Here is a 21,619-nt window from a genome sequence, read left to right as displayed (position 1 = left end):
GTCGGTCGCGGGGTCGTCGAGACGGTCGCCCGGGGTGGCGGCGACGGAGGAGGGGAGGTGAGAGCCATGGCACCGAGGCTAGTCGGCGCGCGATGCCTCCGCCGTCCTGGTGGGGCCGTCGGCGCGTCCGTCGAGCGCGTCCGCGGCCTGGCGGAGCGCCTCGTCCGTGAGCCGGGCGAGCGCGTCCGCGGGGCTGTCGCGCCACGCCCACTCCTCGACCGCCACGCGGAGCGCCGCGTTGACGACGGCGGCCGTCGTCCGGGTGCCCAGGCCCGGCTCGGTCTCGCCGCGGCTCACCGCGAGGGCGTCGGCGAACACGGCCTCGGCGCTGTCGTAGACGTCGAGCCAGGCGGCCCGGATCGCGGGCTCGTTCCGGGTGAGGCGGACCAGCGTGCGGACGGGCTCGGCGGACGACAAGGGCTCGTCCGGCACGGGGCTCCCGTCGGCGCGGAACCCGGCAACACCGCGGGCGCGGACGTTCGCCGCGACGGTCGCGACGCCGTCCTCGAGAAGCGGCCGGACCGCGTCCTCCTTGCGGGGAAACAGGCGCCAGAACGTCCGCAGGGACACCCCGGCGGCGCGGGCGACGTCGTCGGCGGACGTGGCCGCGACGCCGTGCAGCGCGAAGAGGCGCAGCGCCTCGTGCGCGACGCGGCGGCGCTCGGCCGCGAGCTCGGCGGCGGTACGGCGGGGCCGTCCGGGGCGGCCGGGTGTCGGGGTGCTCACAGGGCCTCCAGCTGGGTGTCGCTCGCCATCCTCCCTGATCTAGAATAGTGGCACTGCGTGACACTAACGTGGAAGGACTCACCATGAGCAGCACAGGACTCGCAGGCAAGACCGTCGTCGTCACGGGCGCCGGCTCCGGCATCGGCCGCGCGACCGCCCTCGCGTTCACCGCCGAGGGCGCCAAGGTCGTCGTCGCCGACATCGCCGCCGACCGGGCGGCCGCCGTCGTCGAGGAGATCGAGGCCGCGGGCGGCCAAGCCGTCGCCGTGACCGGGGACCTCGCGGACCAGGCCGTCGTCGACCAGGTCGTCGCGACCGCCGTCGACACGTTCGGCAGCCTCGACGTGCTCGTCAACAACGCCGGGATCATGGACCGCATGTCGGCCGCCGCGGACACCAGCGACGAGGAGTGGGACCGCGTGCTGCGCGTGAACCTCTACGCGCCGTTCCTCCTCACGCGGGCCGCCCTGCCGCACCTGCTCGCGACCGGCAAGGGCGCGATCGTCAACACCGCCTCCGAGGCGTCGCTGCGCGGGTCCGCCGCCGGGACGGCCTACACGGTCTCCAAGCACGGCGTCGCCGGGCTGACCAAGTCCCTCGCCGTCATGTACCGCGACCAGGGCGTGCGCACCAACGCGATCGCCCCCGGAGGCACCGCGACGAACATCCAGGTCGACGCCGACCCCACCGCCGGCGGACCCGCCGTCATGGGTCGGTACATGGGCAACGTCGGGCAGCCCGCCGCAGCCGAGGAGCAGGCCGCCGCGATCGTGTTCCTCGCGTCCGACGCCGCGAGCAACGTCAACGGCGTGATCCTGCCCGTCGACAACGGGTGGTCCGCGGTCTGAGGTCGCGTGCGCTGCCCGTGCCCCGTCGGCACCGCGTCGGCGGGGCACGTGCCGTCCGTGGGCCGACCGGCGTCGGTCACGCCGTGACGTTGGCGCTGTCGCCGCCGGTGGCGGCGAAGCTCGTCCCGCTGACCATCCGGGCTTCCTCGGAGGCGAGGAACACCACGAGGGGTGCGACGTCCTCGGGCTCGATCCACGGGACGCCGAGCGGGAGCTTCTTGCGCTGGGCGTCGGCCGCCGTCCGCTCGTCCTCGGCACCGTCACCGGTGGGGTCGTTGCCGCCGGTGCGGATGATCTGGGCGTAGCGGTCCTCGTGCCGGGTCAGCGCCGTGTCGATCAGGCCGGGGATCAGCGCGTTGACGGTGATGCCGTACCGGCCGAGCTCGAGGGCGGCGGACTTCATCAGCCCGATCAGGCCCCACTTCGAGGCGGAGTAGCCGCTCCCGTCGAGGGTGCCGTGCTGGCCCTGGGTGGAGGAGGTGATGATGACGCGCCCGCCACCGCGTTCGACCAGCAGGGGCGCGGCGACGCGCAGCACGTTCGCCGTGCCGGTCAGATTGATGTCGATCTGGTCGTGCCAGAGCCCGTCGCTCATCTCCAGCAGCGGAGCGAACCCTTGCACGCCCGCGTTCGCGAAGACCACGTCCACGCCGCCGAAGCGTTCGACAACCCGTGCGAAGCCGTCGCGCACGGCCGCCTTGTCCCGTTGGTCGAAGACGACCGGCAGCCACTGTCCGCAGGCCTCGTCGACGAGCTCACCCGTGCGGTCGAGGTCCTCACGGGTGGCGGGCGCGTAGTCCATCGCAGCGCTCGCGAGCCCTGCGATGTCGGCGCCGGCGACCCGGTAGCCTGCCCGCGCGAACGCGACAGCCGTCGCACGCCCGATCCCTCGTGCCGCTCCCGTCACCACGGCCACCCGACTGTCGCTCATCATGCGTCCTCTCCCCGGACCTCCCTGCTCCTCGACTCTCACACGAGCGACCGTGGTTCTGCTCGCCCGCCGAGCGGACCGCCTGGACCGAAGCGGTCCGCCGTCCCGGGCAGAATGGTCACCGTGACTTCCCAGGGACCTGACCTGCAGGCGACGCGCATCGTCATCCTCGGCGGCGGGCCGGGCGGCTACGAGGCCGCCCTCGTGGCCCGCCGGCTCGGGGCCGAGGTGACCGTCGTCGAACGGCAGGGGCTCGGCGGGTCCGCGGTCCTCACCGACGTCGTCCCGTCCAAGACGCTCATCGCGGCCGCCGAGTGGATGACGTCGACCGAGCGGGCCGCGGGCCTCGGGATCCGCTTCGGGGTGCCGGCCGCCGGGTCCGAGCCCGGGGAGAGCACGGCGCCCGGCATCAGCGTCGACCTCGCCGCCGTGAACCAGCGCGTCATGGCGCTCGCGGCCGCGCAGTCCGCCGACATCCGGGCCCGGCTCGACCGCGAGGGCGTCGTCACGCTGCTCGGCGAGGGCCGCCTCGACGGGCCCCGCCGCGTCGTCGTCCGGCCGCGGGGCGGGGAGCCCGAGGTCGTCCTCGAGGCCGACGCCGTGCTCGTGTCCGTCGGTGCGACGCCGCGCGAGCTGCCCGGTTCGCCCGCCGACGGCGAGCGGATCCTCACCTGGACCCAGCTCTACGGGCTCCAGGAGCTGCCGGAGAAGCTGATCGTCGTCGGGTCGGGCGTCACGGGCGCCGAGTTCGCGGGCGCCTACAACGCGCTGGGGGTCGACGTCACGCTCGTCTCCAGCCGCGACCGCGTGCTGCCCGGCGAGGACGCGGACGCCGCCGAGCTCCTCGAGGGCGTGTTCCGCTCGCGCGGCATGACCGTCCTGTCACGCTCGCGCGCGGCCGGGGCCGAGCGGACCGCCGACGGCGTGGCCGTGAGCCTCGCGGACGGGCGCGTCGTCGAGGGCTCGCACGTCCTCGTCGCGGTCGGGGCCATCCCGGCCACGCGCGGCATCGGGCTCGAGGAGGCCGGGGTCACGCTGACGCCGTCGGGCCACGTCGTGGTCGACAAGGTGTCGCGGACGACGGCGCGCGGCGTGTACGCGGCCGGCGACTGCACGGGCGTCCTCCCGCTCGCGTCGGTGGCGGCCATGCAGGGGCGCATCGCCATGCAGCACGTCCTGGGTGACGCGGTGAAGCCCATCCGGGTGCCCGACGTTGCCGCGAACATCTTCACGTCGCCCGAGATCGCGACCGTCGGCAAGTCCGAGGCCGCGCTCCAGGCCGCGGGGTCCAAGTACGTCACGACGACGCTGCCGCTGTCCCGCAACCCGCGCGCCAAGATGCTCGGGATGCGCGACGGCTTCGTGAAGCTCTTCGCGCACCCCGAGGCGGCGGTCGTGCTCGGCGGTGTCGTGGTCTCGCCGCGCGCCAGCGAGCTGATCTTCCCGATCACGCTCGCCGTCTCGCACCGGCTCACCGTCGACGACGTCGCCGAGGCGTTCACCGTCTACCCGTCGCTGTCCGGGTCGATCGCCGAGGTGGCGCGCATGCTCCACCACCCCGTCGACTGACCGGAAGAGCCCGGGGCTCAGTAGGCGACCGTGAACCGCACGCGGCGGTGCGCCGGCTGCTCGAGCTCGTCGACGACGGCGATGGCGAGGTCCGCGCCCGAGATCGCGGACACGCCGTCCTCGTCGGCGACGATCACGTCGCGGCCCAGCCGGTACGTGCCGCGGCGCTCGCCGGGCGCGTAGGAGCCGAAGACGGGTGCCGGGCTGACGAAGAACCAGTCGAGGTCGTCGTCCGCGGCGCGCAGGTCGTCGAGCACGCCGCCGAGGATCCTGGCCTCCGGCTTGGCCTCCTCGGGCTGGAACGCGCCGGTGTCGACGAACGCCGGGCCGTCCGCCTCGACGAGGAACGAGCCCGCACCGCCGATCACGCCGAACCGCACGCCCGCGGCACGCGCGTCGTCGGCCAGGTCGGCGGTCGCGCCGCGCAGCGCGTCGAACATGTCCCCGCGGGGCGAGAGCGCGACGACGACGACGTCCGCGCCGTCGAGGATGCGCGTCCGGTGGTCCGCGTCCCGGGCGTCGGCGGTCTCGTAGCGGACCCCGTCGTGCCCGTCGTCGGGCACGGAACGCGAGTACGAGACGACCTCGTGCCCGCGGCTCGCCGCCTCGCTCGCGATGTGGCCGCCTGCGTACCCGGTCCCGCCGAGGACGCTGATGCGCACGTGAAGTCCTTCCGTCGTGAAGATCCCTGCCACGAAAGACAGCGCGTGCCGCGGGCGATCATTCCTGCGAACGGGTCGGTGTCGGGTGAGGATGGTCACCATGCGCATCGACCTGACGTTCGACGAGGCCCGGATCCTCGCCCTCCACGGCGAGCCCCTGCCGCCCGTGCTCACCTCGCTCACCTGCGAGGATGACACGGTGTACGCGACGATCGACCTCCGCCAGGTCCCGCACCCGCCTGCGGCGCTGCGCTTCGCGGTCGCCCTCACCCCGACGGTCCGCGCGGCGCTCCGGTACGAGTCCTACGGCTCGGGCGTCCTCGAGCTCCGGGCGACCGCGACGGCCGCGGGGCTGCCCGTGCAGCGGCTCCTCGGGTTCGTCGAGGGCCCGCTGCGCGGCGCGCTCGTCAAGCAGGGCCTCCCGGCCGACGCCGTCACCATCGTCACGGGCGACGGCGACCCGCTCGTCCGGGTCCAGGTCGCCGAGGTGCTCGCCCAGCGGGCGCCGGGGCTGCACGTCACCGGGCTGACGTTCGCGGGCGGGCGGATCGTCGTCGACGGAGAGGTCGATCCGTCCTTCCGGATCGCCTGACGCGCGGGCTCAGTGCGGCGCCGCAGACGCCCCGTCGCCCGCGTCGACGGTGGGCTCCGGGGCCGCGGCCCGCCGGTCGCCGTGGCCGGGCCACCAGGCGGCGTGGCCGATGAGGGCCGTCACGGACGGCGTGAAGAACAGCGCCATGACGAACGCGGCGATCGCGATGCCGAACGAGATCGCGAAGCCCATCTGCGTGAGGGTCGCGTTCCCCGCGAGCATGAGGGAGCCGAAGGTGCCCGCGAGGATGACGCCGGCCGCGGCGACCGTCGGGCCGGCGTGCCGCACCGCCATCGCGGCCGCGTCGCGTGGCGACCTGCCCTCGCGTGCCTCCTCGCGTAGTCGGGCGACCATGAGGATGTTGTAGTCGGTCCCGAGCGCGACGACGAAGAGGTACATGATGACCGGCAGGATGAAGATCAGGCCGGGCTCGGAGCCGAACACCTGGAAGACCAGCACCGTCGCGCCGAGCGTCGCGGCGAAGCCGAGCCCGACCGACGCGATGAGGTACCACGGCGCCACGACGCTGCGCAGCATCAGGCCCAGGATGAGCATGATGATGAGCGCGGCGACGGGGAACACCACCGTGTAGTCGTGGTTGACCGCGGCCTGGATATCGACGAAGACCGACGTGATCCCGCCCACGACCGCGGAGGTCCCCGCCGGCGCGGCGTCGTGGGCGGTGTCGCGCAGCGGCCCCTTCACGGTCTGGATCGCGGCGTGGGACGAGGGGTCGTCCTTGAGCGTCACCGAGAAGTCCGCCACCGACTTGTCGGCCGAGAGCTGGGGCTGGGCGACCTCACCGACCCCGGGCACCTGCGCGAGCGCGTCGCCGAACGCGGAGACCTCGGCCGTGTCCAGGGGGCGCCGTCGTCCGAGCGCAGGAACACGCTCGACGGCTCGGTCGAGCCCGCGGGCAGGCTCGTGAGCAGCACGTCCTGGTACACGGTCGACTCGGCGTTCGACGCCGTCGAGCCCGCGCTCAGGTCGAAGTTCGAGGAGAAGCCGAAGGCGAAGAGGGCGAGCACCACCATGACGCCGCCGGACGCGAGCGCGAACCGCCCCGGTCGACGGCCCATCGCGTCGCCGATCGCCGCGAACCGGGCGCCCGTGGGCTCGGTCTTCCACGCCTTCGACGGCCAGAACACCTTCGTGCCCAGCAGCGACACGACCGCCGGGACGAGCGTGAGACCCGCCAACAGCGTGACCGCGACGGCGATGGCGAGCGCCGGGCCGAGCGACTTGAACAGCCCGAGCGTCGACAGGGTCAGGACGAGGAACGCCACGATGACGGCTCCTGCGGCTGACGTGATCGCCTCGCCGACGCGCGCCACGGCGGAGATCATCGCGGTCTTCGGGTCGTCGCCGGCCCGGAGCCTCTCCCGGTACCGGAACATGAGGAACAGGATGTAGTCGGTGCCGACGCCGAACAGCACGACGATGAGCAGGGCGGTGACCGAGCTGTCGATCTTGAGGTCGAACGCCTCGGCCGCCCAGCCGATCAGGCCGGTGGCGATCTGGGAGACGGCGCCGATCACCACGATCGGCAGGAGCGCGATGATCGGGCTGCGGAAGATCACGAGCAGCAGGACGAGGATCAGCAGGATCGTGGCGATGCCGATGATCGCCGACGCGCGGTCGCCGGACGCCTGCGAGTCCAGCTGCTGGGCCGCGCTGCCGGTGATGCCGGCGCGCAGGTCGGTGCCCTCGACCTGCGGGGCGAGGGCGTCGCGCAGGGCCTTGACCGCGTCGGTCTGGGACGTGTCGGAGGGGCTGGTGACGTCCGGCATGACGACGGGGGCGATCTGGACGAGGCCGTTCCCCGAGACGGGCGTGACGGCGATCGTCGTGACGTCGTCGATCTTCGCGGCCTGGAGGTCGTCGACGATCGACGCGACCTTGGCCTGGTCGGCGTCGGTGAGCTTGCCGCCGTCCTCCCGTGCGAACACGATGATCGCGGCCGGGGTCTGCGCCTGCGGGAACGCCGCCTGCTGGATTTCCTGTGCCTGGATCGACTCGTAGTGGCTGGGCAGGAAGCTGGCCTCGTCGGTCGTGGCCGTGAGCTTCGGGGCGAGGCCGACGATCGCGACGGCCGCCACGAGCCAGACGCCGATCACCCACCAGGGTCGACGCACGACGAGGCGGCCGAGGGCTGCGAACACAGGGATGCTCCGATCGTGGGCACCGGGCTTGTGGTCCGCGACGTCGTTGTCGACCGGCAAGCTGTTGACCCGTCGAACACTAGACGACGACGTCGGGAGCTTCCAGCGCGGGCTCAGGCCTCGCCGTCGGCGATCCGCACCAGGGCGGGGAGCGCGTCGGCGAAGGCGGGGAGCAGGGGAGCGCGTCCAGCTCGGCGAGCGCGACCCAGCGCACCTCGATCCCCTCCGGGTCGGTCGCGCGCGGGTCGACGTGCGCCCCGGCGCGTTCGCGTCCGACGACCGTGGTGTAGGACCAGGGGCCGTGGTCGAGGACGTGCGTCCCGACGACGTCGACGTCCCCGGGGCCGATCCCGGCCTCCTCCTGGGCCTCGCGCAGACCGCCGTCGACCGCGGTCTCCCCGGTCGCGACGGCGCCGCCCGGGATGCCCCAGGTGCCGCCCTGGTCGGACCAGACGGCGCGGTGCTGGAGCGCGACGTGCGTCACGGGCGTGCCGCGCTCGCCGCGGGCGAGGAACAGCCCGCCGGCGCCGTGGAGCCCCCAGTGGCGATGGTCGCCGCACGTGACCCAGCCGTCACCCGGCTGGCGGTGGAGGAGGTGGCGGGGCGGTGCGTCGGGAGATCGGGTGTCGTCGGGCACGTTCCCACCCTAGGGGCCGGGCGGCTCCTCGTGGGGCGGGGCGGCGAGGTCGGCGAGCACCACGGCGACCAGGTCGTCGAGCGGGCGCCTGCTGTCGAGCTCGAGGCGGGGGTCCGTCCACGGCGCGACCTCGCCCTCGAGCCGGACGACGTCCGCCCAGGTGGGCTCGGGGAAGCCGGGCAGGTCGCGACGTCGTCCCTCGAGGCGTGCCCGGTGCAGGGCGGGGTCAGGGCAGACGACCTCGACGAACCGCAGCCGCGCCCCCGTGCGGGCGGCGAGCGCGCGCCACTGGTCGCGGGCCGGGGCGGCGGCGCTCTTGCCGCTGCCCGGGAGCCCGGCAAGCGCCACGAGCAGGGCCGACTCCGAGGCTCTCGCGCTCATCGCCGTGGCCCGCCGGTCGCCGTCACCCGCCCTGGGTCGTCGTCAGTCGACGATCTCGCAGATGACCGTGCCGGAGCTGACGCCCGCGCCGACCGTGGCGCTGAGCGACCGGACGGTGCCCGAGCGGTGCGCGACGAGCGGCTGCTCCATCTTCATGGCCTCGAGCACGACGACGAGGTCGCCGGCCTCGACGACGGCGCCGTCCTCGACGGCGACCTTGACGATGGTGCCCTGCATGGGCGACGTGAGCGACGTGCTGCTGGCCGCGGGGCCGGCCTTGGCGCCGTTCCGGCGCGCGGGACGGCGGGCGGCGTTCGCGGTCCGGGCGCGCGACCCGACCATGCCGAGGCCGGCCGGGATGACGACCTCGAGGCGCTTGCCCGCGACCTCGACGACGACGCGCTCGGTGAGCGGCTCGTTCTCCTCCTGCTCGGCGGGCGCGGCCGGCGTGGCGGGCGCGAGCGAAGCGAGGCGGTCGGCGAAGCCGGTCTCGATCCAGCGCGTGTGCACGGTGAACGGCTCGTCGTCGTTCGCCGGGACGAACTCCGGCGCCTCGAGCACCGCCCGGTGGAACGGCACGACCGTCGGGATGCCCTCGACCTCGAGCTCGGCGAGCGCGCGTCGGGCCCGCTCGACGGCCTGGCGGCGGGTCGCGCCGGTGACGATGAGCTTCGCGATCATCGAGTCGAACGCGCCCGAGACGGTGTCGCCCTCGACGACGCCCGAGTCGACGCGCACGCCCGGCCCGCTCGGGAAGCGCAGCTTCGTGACCTTGCCGGGGGCGGGCAGGAAGTTCGCGGCCGGGTCCTCGCCGTTGATGCGGAACTCGATCGAGTGGCCCCGCGGCTCGGTCCGGTCGTAGCCGAGGGGCTCGCCCGCGGCGATCCGGAGCTGCTCGCGCACGAGGTCGATGCCCGTGACCTCTTCGGAGACCGGGTGCTCGACCTGGAGGCGCGTGTTGACCTCGAGGAACGACAGCGTGCCGTCGAGGCCCACGAGGAACTCGCACGTGCCCGCGCCGACGTAGCCGGCCTCGGACAGGATCGCCTTGGACGCGCGGTCCAGCTCGGCCTCCTGCTCCGGCGTGAGGTACGGCGCGGGCGCCTCCTCGACGAGCTTCTGGTGGCGGCGCTGCAGCGAGCAGTCGCGCGTCGACACGACGACGACGGTCCCGTGCTCGTCGGCGAGGCACTGGGTCTCGACGTGCCGCGGACGGTCGAGGTAGCGCTCGACGAAGCACTCGCCGCGACCGAACGCTGCGGTGGCCTCGCGGACCGCGGAGTCGTACAGCTCGTCGATCTCGTCCTCGGTGCGGGCGACCTTGAGGCCGCGCCCGCCGCCGCCGAACGCGGCCTTGATGGCGATGGGGAGCCCGTGCTCGGCGGCGAAGGCGCGGACCTCCGCGGCGCTCTCGACCGGGTCGGACGTCCCGGGGACGAGGGTGCGCCGGCGCGCTGCGCGATGTGGCGGGCGCTGACCTTGTCGCCGAGCGACGCGATCGCGGCGGGCGGCGGGCCCACCCAGACGAGTCCGGCGTCGATCACGGCCTGCGCGAACTCGGCGTTCTCCGACAGGAAGCCGTAGCCGGGGTGCACGGCGTCGGCGCCGGCACGGCGCGCGACGTCGAGCAGCTTCGCCTGGTCGAGGTACGTCTCCTGGGCGCGGGCACCGCCGAGGGCGTACGCCTCGGTCGCGAGGTGGACGTGCGGCGCGTCGCGGTCCTGGTCGGCGTAGACGGCGACGGACGCGATCCCGGCGTCGGTGCAGGCCCGCGCCACACGGACGGCGATCTCGCCGCGGTTCGCGATGAGGACCTTCGTCACGGCACGGGTGGCGGCGGCGGACACGTCAGGCGGAGTGGGCACGGCTTACCGTAACGCGCGCCCGACGGCGGATCGGGGCTGTGCGGGCACCGCCGGGCAAGATTGGCGAAGGTTCCAAGGGCGCCCGACGTGCTTTGTAGGCTCCCACGAACGCGGGCCGCGCAGAGGGCGTCGAGGGTCGCGTGCGTTGTGGTGGCCCGACAATGGACGCCCCTGTTCAGCCCGCCGCGAGCCGGATCAGCACGAGCATCTCGTCGACGGTCAGGACGCGCTCCAGAGGTCCGTCCACACGACGCCGCGCGCGAGCAGGAGCCGGCGCAGCGTGGGCAGGCTCAGCCCGACGACGCCGTGGTGGTCGCCGTCGACCCGCTCGACGAACGCCCCGCCGAGCCCGTCGATCGTGAACGCCCCGGCGACGTGCAGGGGCTCGCCCGTCGCCACGTACGCGTCGATCTCCGCGTCCGTCACGTCCGCGAACGTCACGGACGTCGAGCTCGTCTCGCCCAGCTCGTGCGGCCGGTCGCCGGGTACTGGCCCGGGTGCCGCCAGGTCCCGGGCCCGGTCGCCGTCGTCGCGCAGGTCGACCAGCCAGTGCCCGGTGTGCAGGACGCCGGTCCGGCCGCGCATCGCGCGCCAGCGGTCACGCGCCTCGCCCGGCGACGCGGGCTTGCCGAGCACCTCGCCGTCGAGCTCGAGCATCGAGTCGCAACCGAGGACGAGGTCGGGCGCCGGGTCCTTGCCACCGCCCCGCACCCGCCCGACGACGTCCCTCGCCTTGGCGCGCGCGAGGACGAGGACGGCGTCGGCGGGGGAGAGCGGCCCGTCCGCGCGGGCGGCGTCGAGCACGGCGGGCTCGTCGACGCCCGACACGAGCACCTCGGGCTCGACGCCCGCGGCCCGCAGCGTGGTGAGGCGGGCGGGCGACGCGGACGCGAGCAGGAGGCTCAGCGTGCTCACGGGCCTCAGGCCTGCCGGGCGAGCTCGTCGGTGAGGACGCTGAGCGGCACGCTGCCGAGCGCGAGGGCGCGGGAGTGGAACGTCTTGAGGTCGAAGTCCTCGCCCCGCGCCTCGGCCCCGGCCTTGGACGCGTCGCGGGCCTCCTCCCACAGGCGCTGCCCGATCTTGTACGACGGCGCCTGCCCGGGCCAGCCCAGGTACCGGTTGTACTCGAACCGGATGAAGCCCTCGGGCATGTTGACGTTGCTCTTGAGGAACGTCCACGCCTTGTCGGCGTCCCAGGTGCCGCCGCCCCACTCGGCCGGCGCGGGCAGCCCGAGGTGCACCCCGAGGTCGAACACGACGCGCGCGGCGCGCATGCGCTGGCCGTCGAGCATGCCGAGGCGGTCGCCCGGGTCGTCGAGGTAGCCGAGGTGCTCCATGAGCCGCTCCGCGTACAGGGCCCAGCCCTCGCCGTGGCCCGAGACCCAGCAGCCGAGGCGACGCCAGTCGTTGAGGACGCCGCGCTGCGCGGCTGCCTGCCCGAACTGGAGGTGGTGGCCGGGGACGCCCTCGTGGTAGACGGTCGTCTTCTCGCGCCAGGTCCCGAACTCGGTCACGCCCGGGGGCACGGACCACCACATGCGGCCCGGCCGGGACAGGTCGTCCGACGGCGGCGTGTAGTAGATGCCGCCCGTCTGGGTCGGGGCGATGCGGCACTCGAGCGTGCGCAGCGCCTCGGGGATGTCGAACTGGGTGCCGTTGAGGGCCTCGACAGCGGCGTCCGAGGTCTCCTGCATCCAGGCGCGCAGCGCGTCGGTGCCGCGGACGATCCGGGCGGGGTCGGCGTCGAGCGTCTCGACGGCGTCGGCGACGGTCGCGCCCGGGCCGGCGATCTCGCGGGCCACAGCCTCCTGCTCGGCGACGACCCGCGCGAGCTCCTCGAGGCCCCACCGGTACGTCTCCTCGAGGTCGACGGCAGCACCGAGGAAGTAGCGGGAGTCGCGCGCGTACCGCTCGCGCCCGACGGCGTCCTCCGCGCGGGCGACGAGCGCGAGCTCCGACTCGAGGAAGTCGGCGAGCGTCGCGTACGCCTCACGGGCGGCGGTGGCACCGAGCTCGAGGTCGCGGCGCACGAGCGAGCACGCGGCCGACTCGTCGAGGACGGCGTCGGCCTCCTTGCCGTGCACGAGCGCCGTGAAGAAGGACTCGTCGCCCGCGAGCTCGCGGGCCTGGTCGATGCCCTCGCGGACCTGGCGGACAGCGGGGACGTTGCCGGCAGCGATCCCGGCCCGCAGCGTCTCGACGTACCCGGCCATCGCCCCCGGCAGCCCGTTCAGGCGGGCGCCGACGTTCTCCCAGTCCTCCGTCGTCGCGGTGGGCATGAGGTCGAGGATGTCGCGGAGCGCCTGCAGCGGGGATGCGATGACGTTGAGGTCGGAGAGGTCGTCGCCGGCCTCGTGCTTCTCGAGGTCGAGGCCGAGGCGCTCGCGCATCGCGGCGACGGTGACCCGGTCGACGTCGTCGAGCGGCGCGGCGGCAGCAGCCGCCTCGACGTCCCGCAGCGCGGCCCGCGTCGCGTCGGCGCGCGCGGCGTGTCCGGCGGGGGACAGGTCGGGCAGCTCGTGGTCGTGGCCCTTGATGCCCACCTCGGTCGCGAAGAGGGGCTGGAGCCGCGCCATGGTCTGCACGTAGGCGTTCGCGACCGCGTCGATCGCGGTCGGCTCGCGCGTCGCTGCGGGCGTGGATGAGGGGTCGCCCGCGGTGCCGGGCGTCGTCGCTGTGGTCACCCGAGCAGGCTACCGGGTGGTACGCACACGCCGGCCGCGGGCGAGCGGGAGGGCGGCCGCGGCACCGTCCGTTCACCTCCCGGACGGAGACGTTCGTGTCGCGGTCACGCCCGGGCCACGGTCGCGACACCCCGTCTCCCTAGCGTCACGGCCGTGACCAGCACCATCGAACAGCCCGCTGCATCCGTCGCCGCGCCCGACAGCGCTCATCGCGTCGTGGCCGTCGTGCCCGCGCGCGGCGGCTCCGTCGGGGTGCCGCGCAAGAACCTCGAGCAGGTCGGGGCGTCCCCCTCGTGGAGCGCGCCGTCCGCGCCGCCCTGGCCGCGCCGTCCGTCGACCTCGTGGTCGTCTCGACCGACGACGACGAGATCGCCGCGGTCGCCACGGCCGCCGGCGCGCGCGTCGTGCAGCGCCCGGCCGCCATCGCCGGCAGCACCGCGAGCTCCGAGGCCGCCGTCCTGCACGCGCTCGACGTGATCGGGTGGCCCGACCCTGTCGTGACCGTGCTCGTCCAGTGCACGTCGCCGTTCATCGACCCCGACGACGTCGACGTGGCCGTGCGCCGCGTCCTTGCCCGGATCGAGGACGGCTCCGGCCCCGACGTGGTGCTCTCGGTGGCGGCGACCCACGAGTTCTGGTGGCGCACCGACGACGACGCCGTGCGCGCCGTCGGGCACAGCGTCCTGCACCGCCCGCGCCGCCAGGACCGCGACCCGCACTACCGCGAGACGGGCGCCTTCTACGCCATGCGCACGTCGGGCCTGCGGGCGACCGGGCGCCGGTTCTTCGGCGAGATCGGTCTGCACCTCGTCGACCCGCGGACCGCGATCGAGATCGACGACGCCCACGAGCTGTGGCTCGCGCGCCGCCTCGCGGGCGTCCTGCCGACGCCGTCGTGGGACGAGCCCGTGGACGTCGACGCGATCGTCACGGACTTCGACGGCGTGCACACCGACGACCGGGCCTGGATCACCGCGGACGGCACCGAGCACGTGGCCGTGCACCGCGGTGACGGCCTCGGCGTCGCGGCCCTGCGGACCGCCGGCGTCCCCGTGCTCGTCCTGTCGACCGAGCGGGACGGCGTCGTCGCGGCGCGCGCCCGCAAGCTCGGCGTCGACGTGCTGCACGGCGTCGACGACAAGGAGGCCGCGCTGCGCGAGTGGCTGTCGGTCAACCGGCTCGACCCCGCGCGCGTCGCCTACCTCGGCAACGACGTCAACGACCTGCCCGCCCTGCGGCTCGTCGGCTGGCCGCTCGCCGTCGCCGACGCGCGCGACGAGGTCCGGTCCGTCGCCCGGCGGGTCCTGGCGCGCCCCGGCGGCCACGGCGCCGTCCGCGAGCTCGCCGAGCTCGTGCTCGCGGCCCGCGGCGAGCCGGGCCTGGGCGAGAACGACGCGCCCGCCGCCACCCGCGTGACGCGCAAACCCGTGTCCCCCTTGAGCCGACGCACACCGCGTCGCACCTCGTCTCCACCCGCACGACCCGCTCCACCACCGGAAGGAACACCATGAACGCGCAGGTGACCGAGAGCACCGCCCCCGCCGTCGAGATCGGCGACCTCGTCGTCGGCGACGGCCGACCCGTCTACGTCATCGGCGAGATCGGGATCAACCACAACGGCGACCCCGACATCGCGCGCCGGCTCATCGACGTCGCCGCCGAGGCGGGTGTCCAGGCCGTGAAGTTCCAGAAGCGGACCCCGAGCTCGCGGTGCCCCCGGAGCAGCGGGACGTCATGCGCCAGACGCCCTGGGGCGAGATGACGTACCTCGAGTACAAGCACCGCGTCGAGCTCGACCGCGGCTCGTACGAGAAGATCGCCCAGCACGCCGCCGACCGCGGCCTGCAGTGGTTCGCCTCCCCGTGGGACGTGCCGAGCGTCGAGTTCCTCGAGGACCTGGGCGTCGTGACGCACAAGATCGCGTCGGCGTCCGTGACGGACAAGGAGCTGCTCCGCGCGCTCGCCGAGACGGGCAAGCCGATCATCCTGTCGACGGGCATGTCGACGCTCGAGCAGGTCGACGAGGCGGTGGAGATCCTCGGCACGGACAAGCTCGTCATCCTGCACGCCACCTCGACGTACCCGCTGCCGCCCGAGGAGACGAACCTGCGGGTCATCGAGACCCTGCGCGCGCGCTACGGCGTGCCGATCGGGTACTCGGGCCACGAGCGCGGCCTGCAGATCTCGATCGCCGCGGTCGCGCTCGGCGCGGTCGCGGTCGAGCGGCACATCACGCTCGACCGCACCATGTGGGGCTCGGACCACGCGTCGTCGCTCGAGCCGCAGGGCCTGCAGCACCTCGTGCGCGACATCCGCATCCTCGAGCAGGCCATGGGCGACGGGGTCAAGCGCGTCATGCCCGGCGAGGTCGCGCCCATGCAGCGCCTGCGCCGCGTGACCGACTGACCCGCGGGCCGAGAGAGCTCCCGAGGTGATCGCACGCGACCCGGGCGCGGCCGAGAGGCACGCGCTCGCCCTCGCCGAGTCCCCGCTCCAGCTCCTCATGACCGTCGAGGCGGTCGACGCCGGGCACGTGCGCGGCCCGGTGGCCGTGCACGCCCGGCGTGGCGTGCCGGGGCTCGAGGACGCGGTCCGCGCGTTCGGGACGTTGCCGCTGCCCCCGACCGTGGACCTCGAGGTCCGCGGCCGGGTGCGGTCGACGTCGGCCGGCCTCGGTGCGACGACCCTCGTCCTGGGCGACGCGTTCTCGGGCCGCGCGCAGGCGCTGCTCGCGGCTCGGGACCGGTGGACGGGCGCGGCGGGTGCGGCCTGCCGGGTCGTCGTCGTCGACGACGGCCTCGCGACCGCGCACCTCGCGCGCGTGCTCGCGTCGCCCGACCGCCGGCCCCTGGTCCGGCTCGGGACGCCCCCGACTCCCCGCCGCGACGCGCTTGGGCTCGCCGCCCGCGACGGCCTGCTGCGACGGGCCGAGCTCGGGCGGCTGCGCCTCGTGACCGCGTTCGAGCCGCCGCACGACGTGCGCGACGCCCTCGAGCGTGCGGGCGTCCGCATCGCGCGCGCCCGTCTGCAGTGGGCGGTCCGGGTCGCGCCCGCTGTGGCAGGGCGGATCGGCGAGCCGGTCGTGGTCGTGGGGTCGGCGCTCGTCGTCGACGGGCTGCTGCGTCGCGAGCCGTACCTCGCGTGGGTCCGGGCGCAGGCGCAGCACGGCAGGGTCCGGTACCTGCCGCACCGGCGTGAGCACGCGGGGGTGCTCGCCCACGTGGCCGCGATCCCGGGTGTCGTCGTCGACCGGGCGGGACTGCCGATCGAGCTGCGGTTGGCCGGCCTGCGCCCGCCGCAGCGGGTCGCGGCCCTGCCGACGTCGGCGATCGCGCTGCTGCCCGCGACCCTCGCGCCGGGGTGCGGCTCGACGCGACGGTCCCCGAGGCCGGCTGGTGGGCGCCCGGCGTCGACGACGACCTGCGCGAGCACCTCGTGAGCATCGTCCGGGCCGCCGGGTGACGGGCGGCTCGGCATGACCGCACGCGTCCTCGCCGTCGCCGACTCCGACTCGTACCTCAAGTGGGCGGCGGCGACGCTCGACGGGCTGGGCGACGGATTCTCCGGCCGCCTCGTGCTCGTCGCGTCGCCCGTGCTCCCGTCGGACGCGCAGGTCGCCGCCGCGGTCGGGGAGACCGCGCCGGCACCGCCCGCCGTCCAGCGCATCGGGGGCTCGTCCGGCGGCTACGGCGCGACCCGCCGGACGTGCTCCTCGTCGCCTGCACCGGCCCGACGGCGCGCGTCGTCCTCGCTCTCGCGGGTCGGGTCCGGCCGCGGCCGGTGACCGTCGTCGGGCTGCCGGGGTGGGCGCTGCCGGTGTCGTCCCAGGCGGTCGCGCTGCGCCGCGGCGCCGACCTTTTCGTGGCCCACTCGCGCGCGGAGCGCGAGGCGTTCGAGCCCGTCACCGCGCGGCTTGCGCCGGGGACGCAGGTCGTCCTGTCCCGGCTGCCGTTCCTGCCGCCGCCGGCCGCCGGGGAGGTCGCCGGGACGGACGGGCCCGACGGCGGACGGCCCCCGGTCCGCCGGGTCGTCTTCGCGCCGCAGGCCCTGGTCCCGGCGTCGCGCCCCGACCGGGAGCGCCTGGTCGACGGCCTCGTCGGGATCGCCGAGGCCGGCTACGAGGTCGTCGTGAAGCTCCGGGGCCGGGACGTCGAACGGCAGACCCACGACGAGCGCTGGCCCTTCGACGAGCTCGCCGCAGCCCGGCCCGGCGGGGCCCCGGGGCTCCGCTTCGAGACGGGGCCGTTGGCGCCCTGGCTCGGACCGGGCACGGCGCTCGTGACGGTGAGCTCGACGGCCGCGCTCGAGGCGCTCGCGGCCGGGGTCCCGGTCGCGCTCGTCGACGACTTCGGCGTGCGCGACGAGCTCATCAACACCGCGTTCCGGGGGAGCGGGCTCCTCGTCGGGCTCGCCGACCTCCCCGCCGTGCTGGCCGCGGGCGGTCCGGTCGCCGACGGCGACTGGCTCGACGCCCACGGGCTCCACGCGACCCCGTCCGAGCTCCCGGCGGCGCTCCGCGCGGCGCTCGACGCCACCCACGGCGCGGGTGCCGGGGCCCCGGGGCCCCCGGGCTGCGAGGCCCGGCGGACCTGCGCGCCCTCGCGCGGCTGCTCGCGCCCGCACCGGTCGCGCAATCCGTTCGTCGGTGCTGACGCCGGGTGCTAGACATGCGTCCATGACCGACGAGAACCCCCGCGACCAGGCGCCCCGCGTCGTCTCCGCGAGCCGGACCGTGAGCGCACCGGCCGACGTGATCTTCGAGCTCATCGCCGACCCCGCGCAGCAGCCGCGCTGGGACGGCAACGACAACCTCGCCGAGGCGGCCCCGGGTCAGCGGGTGCGGCAGGTGGGCGACGTGTTCGTCATGGGCCTCACGACGGGTGCGGCCCGTGAGAACCACGTCGTGGAGCTCGAGGAGGGGCGCCGGGTCGCCTGGATGCCGGCCGAGCCGGGCGGTGAGCCCATCGGCCAGCTGTGGCGCTGGGAGCTCGAGCCCGCGGGCCCGGGCGCGACGACCGTCACCCACACGTACGACTGGACGCGGCTCACCGACACCAAGCGCCTCGTCCGGGCCCGCTCGACGACGTCCGACCGGCTCCAAGCGTCGGTGGACCGCCTCGCGGAGCTCGCCGAGAACGAGGCATGACGTCCGACGCGCTCGTCGAGCGCCTCCGCGCCGCAGGCTGCGTGTTCGCGGAGGAGGAGGCCGCGGTGCTGGTCGAGGCGGCCGCCGGGTCCGAGGCCCTGCTCGACGCGCTGGCCGCCCGGCGGGTCGCGGGCGAGCCCCTCGAGCTGGTCGTCGGGCGCGTCGACTTCGACGGCCTGCGCCTGGCGGTCGCGCCGGGCGTGTTCGTCCCACGACAGCGGACGGCGCTGCTCGCCGACGAGGCCGCGCTCCTCGCCGCCGACGTCGAGCGTGGGGGCCGTGCGCCCGTCGTCGTGGACCTGTGCTGCGGCGTCGGTGCGGTGGGCGCGGTGGTCGCCGCGCGGGTCCCCGGGGCTCAGGTGCACGCGGCCGACGTCGACCGCGCCGCCGTGGAGGTCGCCCGGAGGAACCTGCCGCAGGCCCGGGTGACGGCGGGCGACCTGTTCGACGCCCTCGACGACGCGATCCGTGGCGCCGTCGACGTCCTCGCCGCGAACGCGCCCTACGTCCCGACGGAGGCGATCGCGACGATGCCGCCCGAGGCGCGCCTCTTCGAGGACGCGGTCGCGCTCGACGGCGGGGCCGACGGGCTCGACGTCCAGCGACGGATCCTCGCGGACGCCCCCGCGTGGCTCGGACCGGGCGGGGCCGTGCTGATCGAGACCTCCGAGCGCCAGGCCGCGGCGAGCGCCGGCGCGTTCCGTGCCGCGGGGCTCGCGGACGTCCGGGTCGTCCGCGACGACGAGCGCGACGCGACCGTCGTCGTCGGGCGCAGTCCCGCCTGAGCGCCGTCCGGCCCGTCAGGCCCGCCGGAGCCGGTCGACCAGCGGCCAGTCCTGCCACCCGCTGGGGAGCACCGCGTGGCACGCGAGCAGCACCCGGCCACGGACGCCCTGGCGCCACTGCACGGTCCGCACGGCGCGTTCGCCCGCCGCCCGCACGGCGTCTGCCGTCGGACCCGGCGGGTGTCCCGCCACGGCGACCCGGGCACGGAACGCCGGGGTCGCCGTCGTGCGCGCGAGCGGGCGCTCGCCGGGGGCACGGCCGCGAGCTCGACGACCCGGTCGACGATGCGCCGGGCCGGCGGGCGGGGGTCGTCGTCGCCGACGAACCAGTCCCGCAGCCACGCGGGGTCGGGCTCGGGCAGCTCCGCGTCCGGTCCGTCGAGGACGTCGAGGGTCCGCACGAGACCCGACGGCAGCAGCACGTGGTTGCCGAGGCTCTCGTGGACGCCGAGGTCCGCGACGAACACGGTCCGGACCCCGGCGCCCACCGCCTCCAGCCCCGCCGTCGACGACACGGTCAGGACCACGTCGGCGGACCGCAGCAGCTCCGGGAACGGCTCGTACATGATCTCGAGGTTCGGCGGCAGGTCGACGCCGCCTAGGAGCTCGGCGGGGTGGTGGCGGACGGTCCGGAACGGGTCCTCGTCCGGCCGGTGCCGCGGCTTGACCAGCACCCGGCGCTCGGGGTGCCGGCGGGCGTGCTCGACGAGCCGCCCGTACAGGTAGTCGCGGTCCGCGCGCGACGCCGGGACGGCCGGCTGGTCGGCGAACAGGACCGTGCGCACCGGCCCGCGGCGGGGAGAGGCGGGCTGCCCCGGCAGCAGGGGCAGGCCCGAGAGCACGAGGTTGTCGGTCGGCAGCCCGAGCTGGGCGCCGGCGGCCTGGAACGTCCGCAGGTCCTCGCGCGAGTTCACCGCGACGACGTCCGACGCGAAACGCTCGAGGTACCCCGCGACGAGCTTCTCGACGATCACCCCGACCCAGCCCGTCACGACGACGGGACGCGCCACGGACGGGTCGCTGTCCGCCGGGTCCGTGCCCGCCGGGTCCGTGCCCGCCGCGACGTCCTGGACGAACCGCGACGTGAGCGGCCCCTGCAGCGCGAGGACGAGCGCGCCCGCCCCGGCCGCGCGGCGGACCAGCGCGGCCCACGGCGCCCGCTCGACGTCGACCCCGAGGTCGCGCTCGAGCTCGGGCGTGACGAAGCTCCGCACGTCCGACGGCGCCGCGTACCGGCACTCCCAGCCGCGCGCGGCCAGCTCCGCCCCCACGGTGGCGGCCCACCGGAGCTGCGAGTCGTAGGCCACCAGCAGCAGGGCCGTGGCCGGGCGGTTCGTCACTGAGCTCGCCTCCATCCGGTGTTCTCCACCACGTTCGTCCTCCTTCACGTCCGGTGCTCCGTCCTCGCGTGCCGCGACACCCCGCGCAGGAACCCGACGCCCCACGCGACGTGCATGACGACGAGGACCACGGGCAGCCGGAGCTTGACCGCCGGCGGCTCGCGCAGGCCCGCATGGGCGCTCGCGGTGAGGACGACGAGCGCGTACAGCAGGGGCGCGAGCAGGGCGAGCCCGAGCCAGGCGGTGGGCGCCGGGGGACGAGGGCGTCCACGAGCCCGACGACGCCGAGCACCAGCGACGCGACCAGCCCCAGGACCAGGGCCGGGGGTGCGAGGTAGCGCAGGGACGCCGTCGTCGGGTGCCGGCGGACGATCTCCCGGCGCCACATCCCGGTGCGCCAGAACTGGCGCGCGAGGTCCCGCACGGTGCGGCGCGGGTGGTAGACGACCTGCAGCCCGGGGTCGAACCAGACGAGCCCGCCGCCCGCGCGGATCCGGCGGTTGAGGTCCCAGTCCTCGGCGCGCACGAGCGTCGGGTCGTACCCTCCGACCCGCTCGAGCGACGTGCGGCGGAACACCCCGAGGTAGACGGTCTGTGCCGGGCCGGCCTCGCCGCCCGTGTGGAACGAGGTCGCGCCGATGCCCGCCGGGTGCGCCATCGCCCGGGCGACGGCGCTCTGGAACGGGGTGCGGCCGACGGGGACCATCATCCCGCCGACGACGTCCGCGCCCGTCCGTTCCATGACCCGCACCGCCTGCCGCACGTAGCCGACGGGGAGCACCGCGTGGCCGTCGAACCGGACGATGATGTCGGCGTCGTCGGACGTGGGCATCGCCGCGACCCGCTCGACCGCGAGGTTGAGCCCTTCGCTGCGGGAGCCCGACGGGTTGTCGACGACGTGGACGCGCGGGTCGCGCGCAGCGAGCTCGTCGGCGATCTCGCGGGTCCGGTCGTGCGACGGCCCGACCGCGAGGACGACGTCGAGGGGGCCCGTCCAGGTCTGGTCGAGGACTGCGTCGACGGCGGTGCGCAGGTAGCGCTCCTCGTCGCGCACGACCGCGACCGCCACGACGTGCGGCGGCGTGCGCGCCGGGTCGCGCTCGCGCCGGGGGCGCCTCGCAGGGCCGGTGGTAGCGGCACCGGTGGTGGCGGCGCCGGCCCGGTCGGCGCCGTCGGGCGCCGCACGGGTCGTGGCGAGCTCGGTCATCACCGGTGACGGTAGGGACGCCCGGTGCCGGGCGGTCGGCGCCCGGACGGACGCGCGGGGAACGCTGGGTGAACGGGCGACGAC

The 21,619-nt window shown here is 75.3% G+C and carries 17 protein-coding genes and 5 pseudogenes; 9 read left to right on the top strand and 13 right to left on the bottom strand.

The window, feature by feature from the left end; all coding sequences use genetic code 11:
* Positions 1-78: 78 nt before the first annotated feature.
* Positions 79-726, bottom strand: coding sequence for a TetR/AcrR family transcriptional regulator (locus QQK45_RS00535; RefSeq protein WP_284291288.1), 648 nt, complete (start codon positions 724-726; stop codon positions 79-81).
* Positions 727-809: 83 nt separating this feature from the next.
* Between QQK45_RS00535 and QQK45_RS00530 the strand changes: the two genes are divergently transcribed.
* The gene (locus tag QQK45_RS00530) at positions 810-1,574 is read left to right on the top strand and encodes an SDR family NAD(P)-dependent oxidoreductase (RefSeq protein ID WP_284291286.1); all 765 of its coding nucleotides are present in this window, start codon (positions 810-812) and stop codon (positions 1,572-1,574) included.
* A gap of 76 nt (positions 1,575-1,650) precedes the next feature.
* Here the strand turns inward: QQK45_RS00530 and QQK45_RS00525 are convergent, their stop codons facing one another.
* Positions 1,651-2,505, bottom strand: a complete 855-nt coding sequence (locus tag QQK45_RS00525) for an SDR family NAD(P)-dependent oxidoreductase (RefSeq protein WP_284291283.1) — start codon at positions 2,503-2,505, stop codon at positions 1,651-1,653.
* A 114-nt stretch (positions 2,506-2,619) separates the two neighbouring features.
* On the opposite strand from QQK45_RS00525, the gene QQK45_RS00520 reads away from it, so the two are divergent.
* Positions 2,620-4,074 carry an NAD(P)H-quinone dehydrogenase gene (locus QQK45_RS00520; RefSeq protein WP_284291281.1) on the top strand — a complete coding sequence of 485 codons (1,455 nt, stop codon included), beginning with the start codon at positions 2,620-2,622 and terminating at the stop codon, positions 4,072-4,074.
* A 17-nt stretch (positions 4,075-4,091) separates the two neighbouring features.
* Here the strand turns inward: QQK45_RS00520 and QQK45_RS00515 are convergent, their stop codons facing one another.
* Positions 4,092-4,736: an NAD(P)-dependent oxidoreductase gene (locus QQK45_RS00515; RefSeq protein WP_284291279.1), complete on the bottom strand. Its 645-nt coding sequence runs from the start codon at positions 4,734-4,736 to the stop codon at positions 4,092-4,094.
* 100 nt (positions 4,737-4,836) lie between these two features.
* On the opposite strand from QQK45_RS00515, the gene QQK45_RS00510 reads away from it, so the two are divergent.
* A complete protein-coding gene (locus tag QQK45_RS00510; protein WP_284291277.1) occupies positions 4,837-5,328 on the top strand; it encodes a hypothetical protein in 492 nt (163 codons plus the stop codon).
* A 9-nt stretch (positions 5,329-5,337) separates the two neighbouring features.
* Here the strand turns inward: QQK45_RS00510 and QQK45_RS00505 are convergent, their stop codons facing one another.
* The 7 genes and pseudogenes from QQK45_RS00505 to QQK45_RS00475 all read right to left on the bottom strand — a co-directional run bounded on the left by QQK45_RS00505 (position 5,338) and on the right by QQK45_RS00475 (position 13,057).
* Entirely contained in the window at positions 5,338-6,144 is an 807-nt protein-coding gene (locus QQK45_RS00505) for an MMPL family transporter (RefSeq protein WP_284291275.1), read from the bottom strand.
* Positions 6,075-7,490, bottom strand: coding sequence for an MMPL family transporter (locus tag QQK45_RS00500; protein ID WP_284291273.1), 1,416 nt, complete (start codon positions 7,488-7,490; stop codon positions 6,075-6,077). The genes QQK45_RS00505 and QQK45_RS00500 overlap by 70 nt, the downstream gene beginning before the upstream one ends.
* A gap of 79 nt (positions 7,491-7,569) precedes the next feature.
* Positions 7,570-8,127: an NUDIX domain-containing protein gene (locus QQK45_RS00495; protein WP_348525099.1), complete on the bottom strand. Its 558-nt coding sequence runs from the start codon at positions 8,125-8,127 to the stop codon at positions 7,570-7,572.
* 9 nt (positions 8,128-8,136) lie between these two features.
* Positions 8,137-8,508, bottom strand: coding sequence for a P-loop nucleotide/nucleoside kinase family protein (locus tag QQK45_RS00490; protein WP_284291271.1), 372 nt, complete (start codon positions 8,506-8,508; stop codon positions 8,137-8,139).
* Between the two features lie 42 nt (positions 8,509-8,550).
* A pseudogene (locus QQK45_RS00485) lies at positions 8,551-10,331 on the bottom strand (acetyl/propionyl/methylcrotonyl-CoA carboxylase subunit alpha).
* Between the two features lie 261 nt (positions 10,332-10,592).
* Positions 10,593-11,288, bottom strand: a complete 696-nt coding sequence (locus QQK45_RS00480) for a Maf family protein (RefSeq protein ID WP_284291269.1) — start codon at positions 11,286-11,288, stop codon at positions 10,593-10,595.
* A 5-nt stretch (positions 11,289-11,293) separates the two neighbouring features.
* Positions 11,294-13,057 (bottom strand): DUF885 domain-containing protein, encoded by a 1,764-nt coding sequence (locus QQK45_RS00475; RefSeq protein ID WP_431310205.1) that lies wholly within the window; start codon positions 13,055-13,057, stop codon positions 11,294-11,296.
* A 293-nt stretch (positions 13,058-13,350) separates the two neighbouring features.
* On the opposite strand from QQK45_RS00475, the gene QQK45_RS00470 reads away from it, so the two are divergent.
* From QQK45_RS00470 to QQK45_RS00440, 6 genes and pseudogenes are all read left to right on the top strand, one after another.
* Complete coding sequence (locus tag QQK45_RS00470; RefSeq protein ID WP_348525098.1) at positions 13,351-14,568, top strand: cytidylyltransferase domain-containing protein; 1,218 nt, start codon at positions 13,351-13,353, stop codon at positions 14,566-14,568.
* Positions 14,565-15,463: pseudogene (locus tag QQK45_RS00465) on the top strand (N-acetylneuraminate synthase family protein). The gene QQK45_RS00470 and the pseudogene QQK45_RS00465 overlap by 4 nt, the downstream one beginning before the upstream one ends.
* Positions 15,464-15,488: 25 nt before the next feature.
* Positions 15,489-16,496 carry a hypothetical protein gene (locus tag QQK45_RS00460; protein WP_284291267.1) on the top strand — a complete coding sequence of 336 codons (1,008 nt, stop codon included), beginning with the start codon at positions 15,489-15,491 and terminating at the stop codon, positions 16,494-16,496.
* Between the two features lie 36 nt (positions 16,497-16,532).
* Positions 16,533-17,722, top strand: a pseudogene (locus QQK45_RS00450) (DUF6716 putative glycosyltransferase).
* 10 nt (positions 17,723-17,732) lie between these two features.
* Complete coding sequence (locus QQK45_RS00445) at positions 17,733-18,203, top strand: SRPBCC family protein (RefSeq protein ID WP_284291261.1); 471 nt, start codon at positions 17,733-17,735, stop codon at positions 18,201-18,203.
* On the top strand, positions 18,200-18,988 hold the full coding sequence (locus tag QQK45_RS00440; protein WP_284291258.1) for a putative protein N(5)-glutamine methyltransferase: 789 nt from the start codon (positions 18,200-18,202) through the stop codon (positions 18,986-18,988). Before QQK45_RS00445 ends, QQK45_RS00440 begins: the two co-directional genes overlap by 4 nt.
* Positions 18,989-19,308: 320 nt before the next feature.
* Here QQK45_RS00440 and QQK45_RS21665 read toward each other — a convergent pair.
* The 3 genes and pseudogenes from QQK45_RS21665 to QQK45_RS21655 form a co-directional block, all read right to left on the bottom strand.
* Positions 19,309-20,343: pseudogene (locus tag QQK45_RS21665) on the bottom strand (DUF6716 putative glycosyltransferase); the annotation flags it as partial.
* Positions 20,344-20,372: 29 nt separating this feature from the next.
* Positions 20,373-20,714, bottom strand: coding sequence for a hypothetical protein (locus QQK45_RS21660; RefSeq protein WP_348525097.1), 342 nt, complete (start codon positions 20,712-20,714; stop codon positions 20,373-20,375).
* A pseudogene (locus QQK45_RS21655) lies at positions 20,687-21,535 on the bottom strand (glycosyltransferase family 2 protein); the annotation flags it as partial. The gene QQK45_RS21660 and the pseudogene QQK45_RS21655, both read right to left, overlap by 28 nt.
* Positions 21,536-21,619 lie beyond the last annotated feature (84 nt).

The sequence above is a fragment of the Luteimicrobium album genome (assembly GCF_030161555.1).
Classification (GTDB): Bacteria; Actinomycetota; Actinomycetes; order Actinomycetales; family Cellulomonadaceae; genus Luteimicrobium; species Luteimicrobium album.
Note: the sequence above shows the minus strand (reverse complement) of the source record. Positions and strands in the feature narration are given on the sequence as shown.

Bases quoted from the DNA above. Each gene is read 5' to 3' on its own strand.
- QQK45_RS00530 (WP_284291286.1), top strand. From the start codon at position 810: ATGAGCAGCACAGGACTCGCAGGCAAGACCGTCGTCGTCACGGGCGCC.
- QQK45_RS00525 (WP_284291283.1), bottom strand. From the start codon at position 2,505: ATGAGCGACAGTCGGGTGGCCGTGGTGACGGGAGCGGCACGAGGGATC.
- QQK45_RS00520 (WP_284291281.1), top strand. From the start codon at position 2,620: ATGGTCACCGTGACTTCCCAGGGACCTGACCTGCAGGCGACGCGCATC.
- QQK45_RS00510 (WP_284291277.1), top strand. From the start codon at position 4,837: ATGCGCATCGACCTGACGTTCGACGAGGCCCGGATCCTCGCCCTCCAC.
- QQK45_RS00490 (WP_284291271.1), bottom strand. From the start codon at position 8,508: ATGAGCGCGAGAGCCTCGGAGTCGGCCCTGCTCGTGGCGCTTGCCGGG.
- QQK45_RS00445 (WP_284291261.1), top strand. From the start codon at position 17,733: ATGACCGACGAGAACCCCCGCGACCAGGCGCCCCGCGTCGTCTCCGCG.
- QQK45_RS00440 (WP_284291258.1), top strand. From the start codon at position 18,200: ATGACGTCCGACGCGCTCGTCGAGCGCCTCCGCGCCGCAGGCTGCGTG.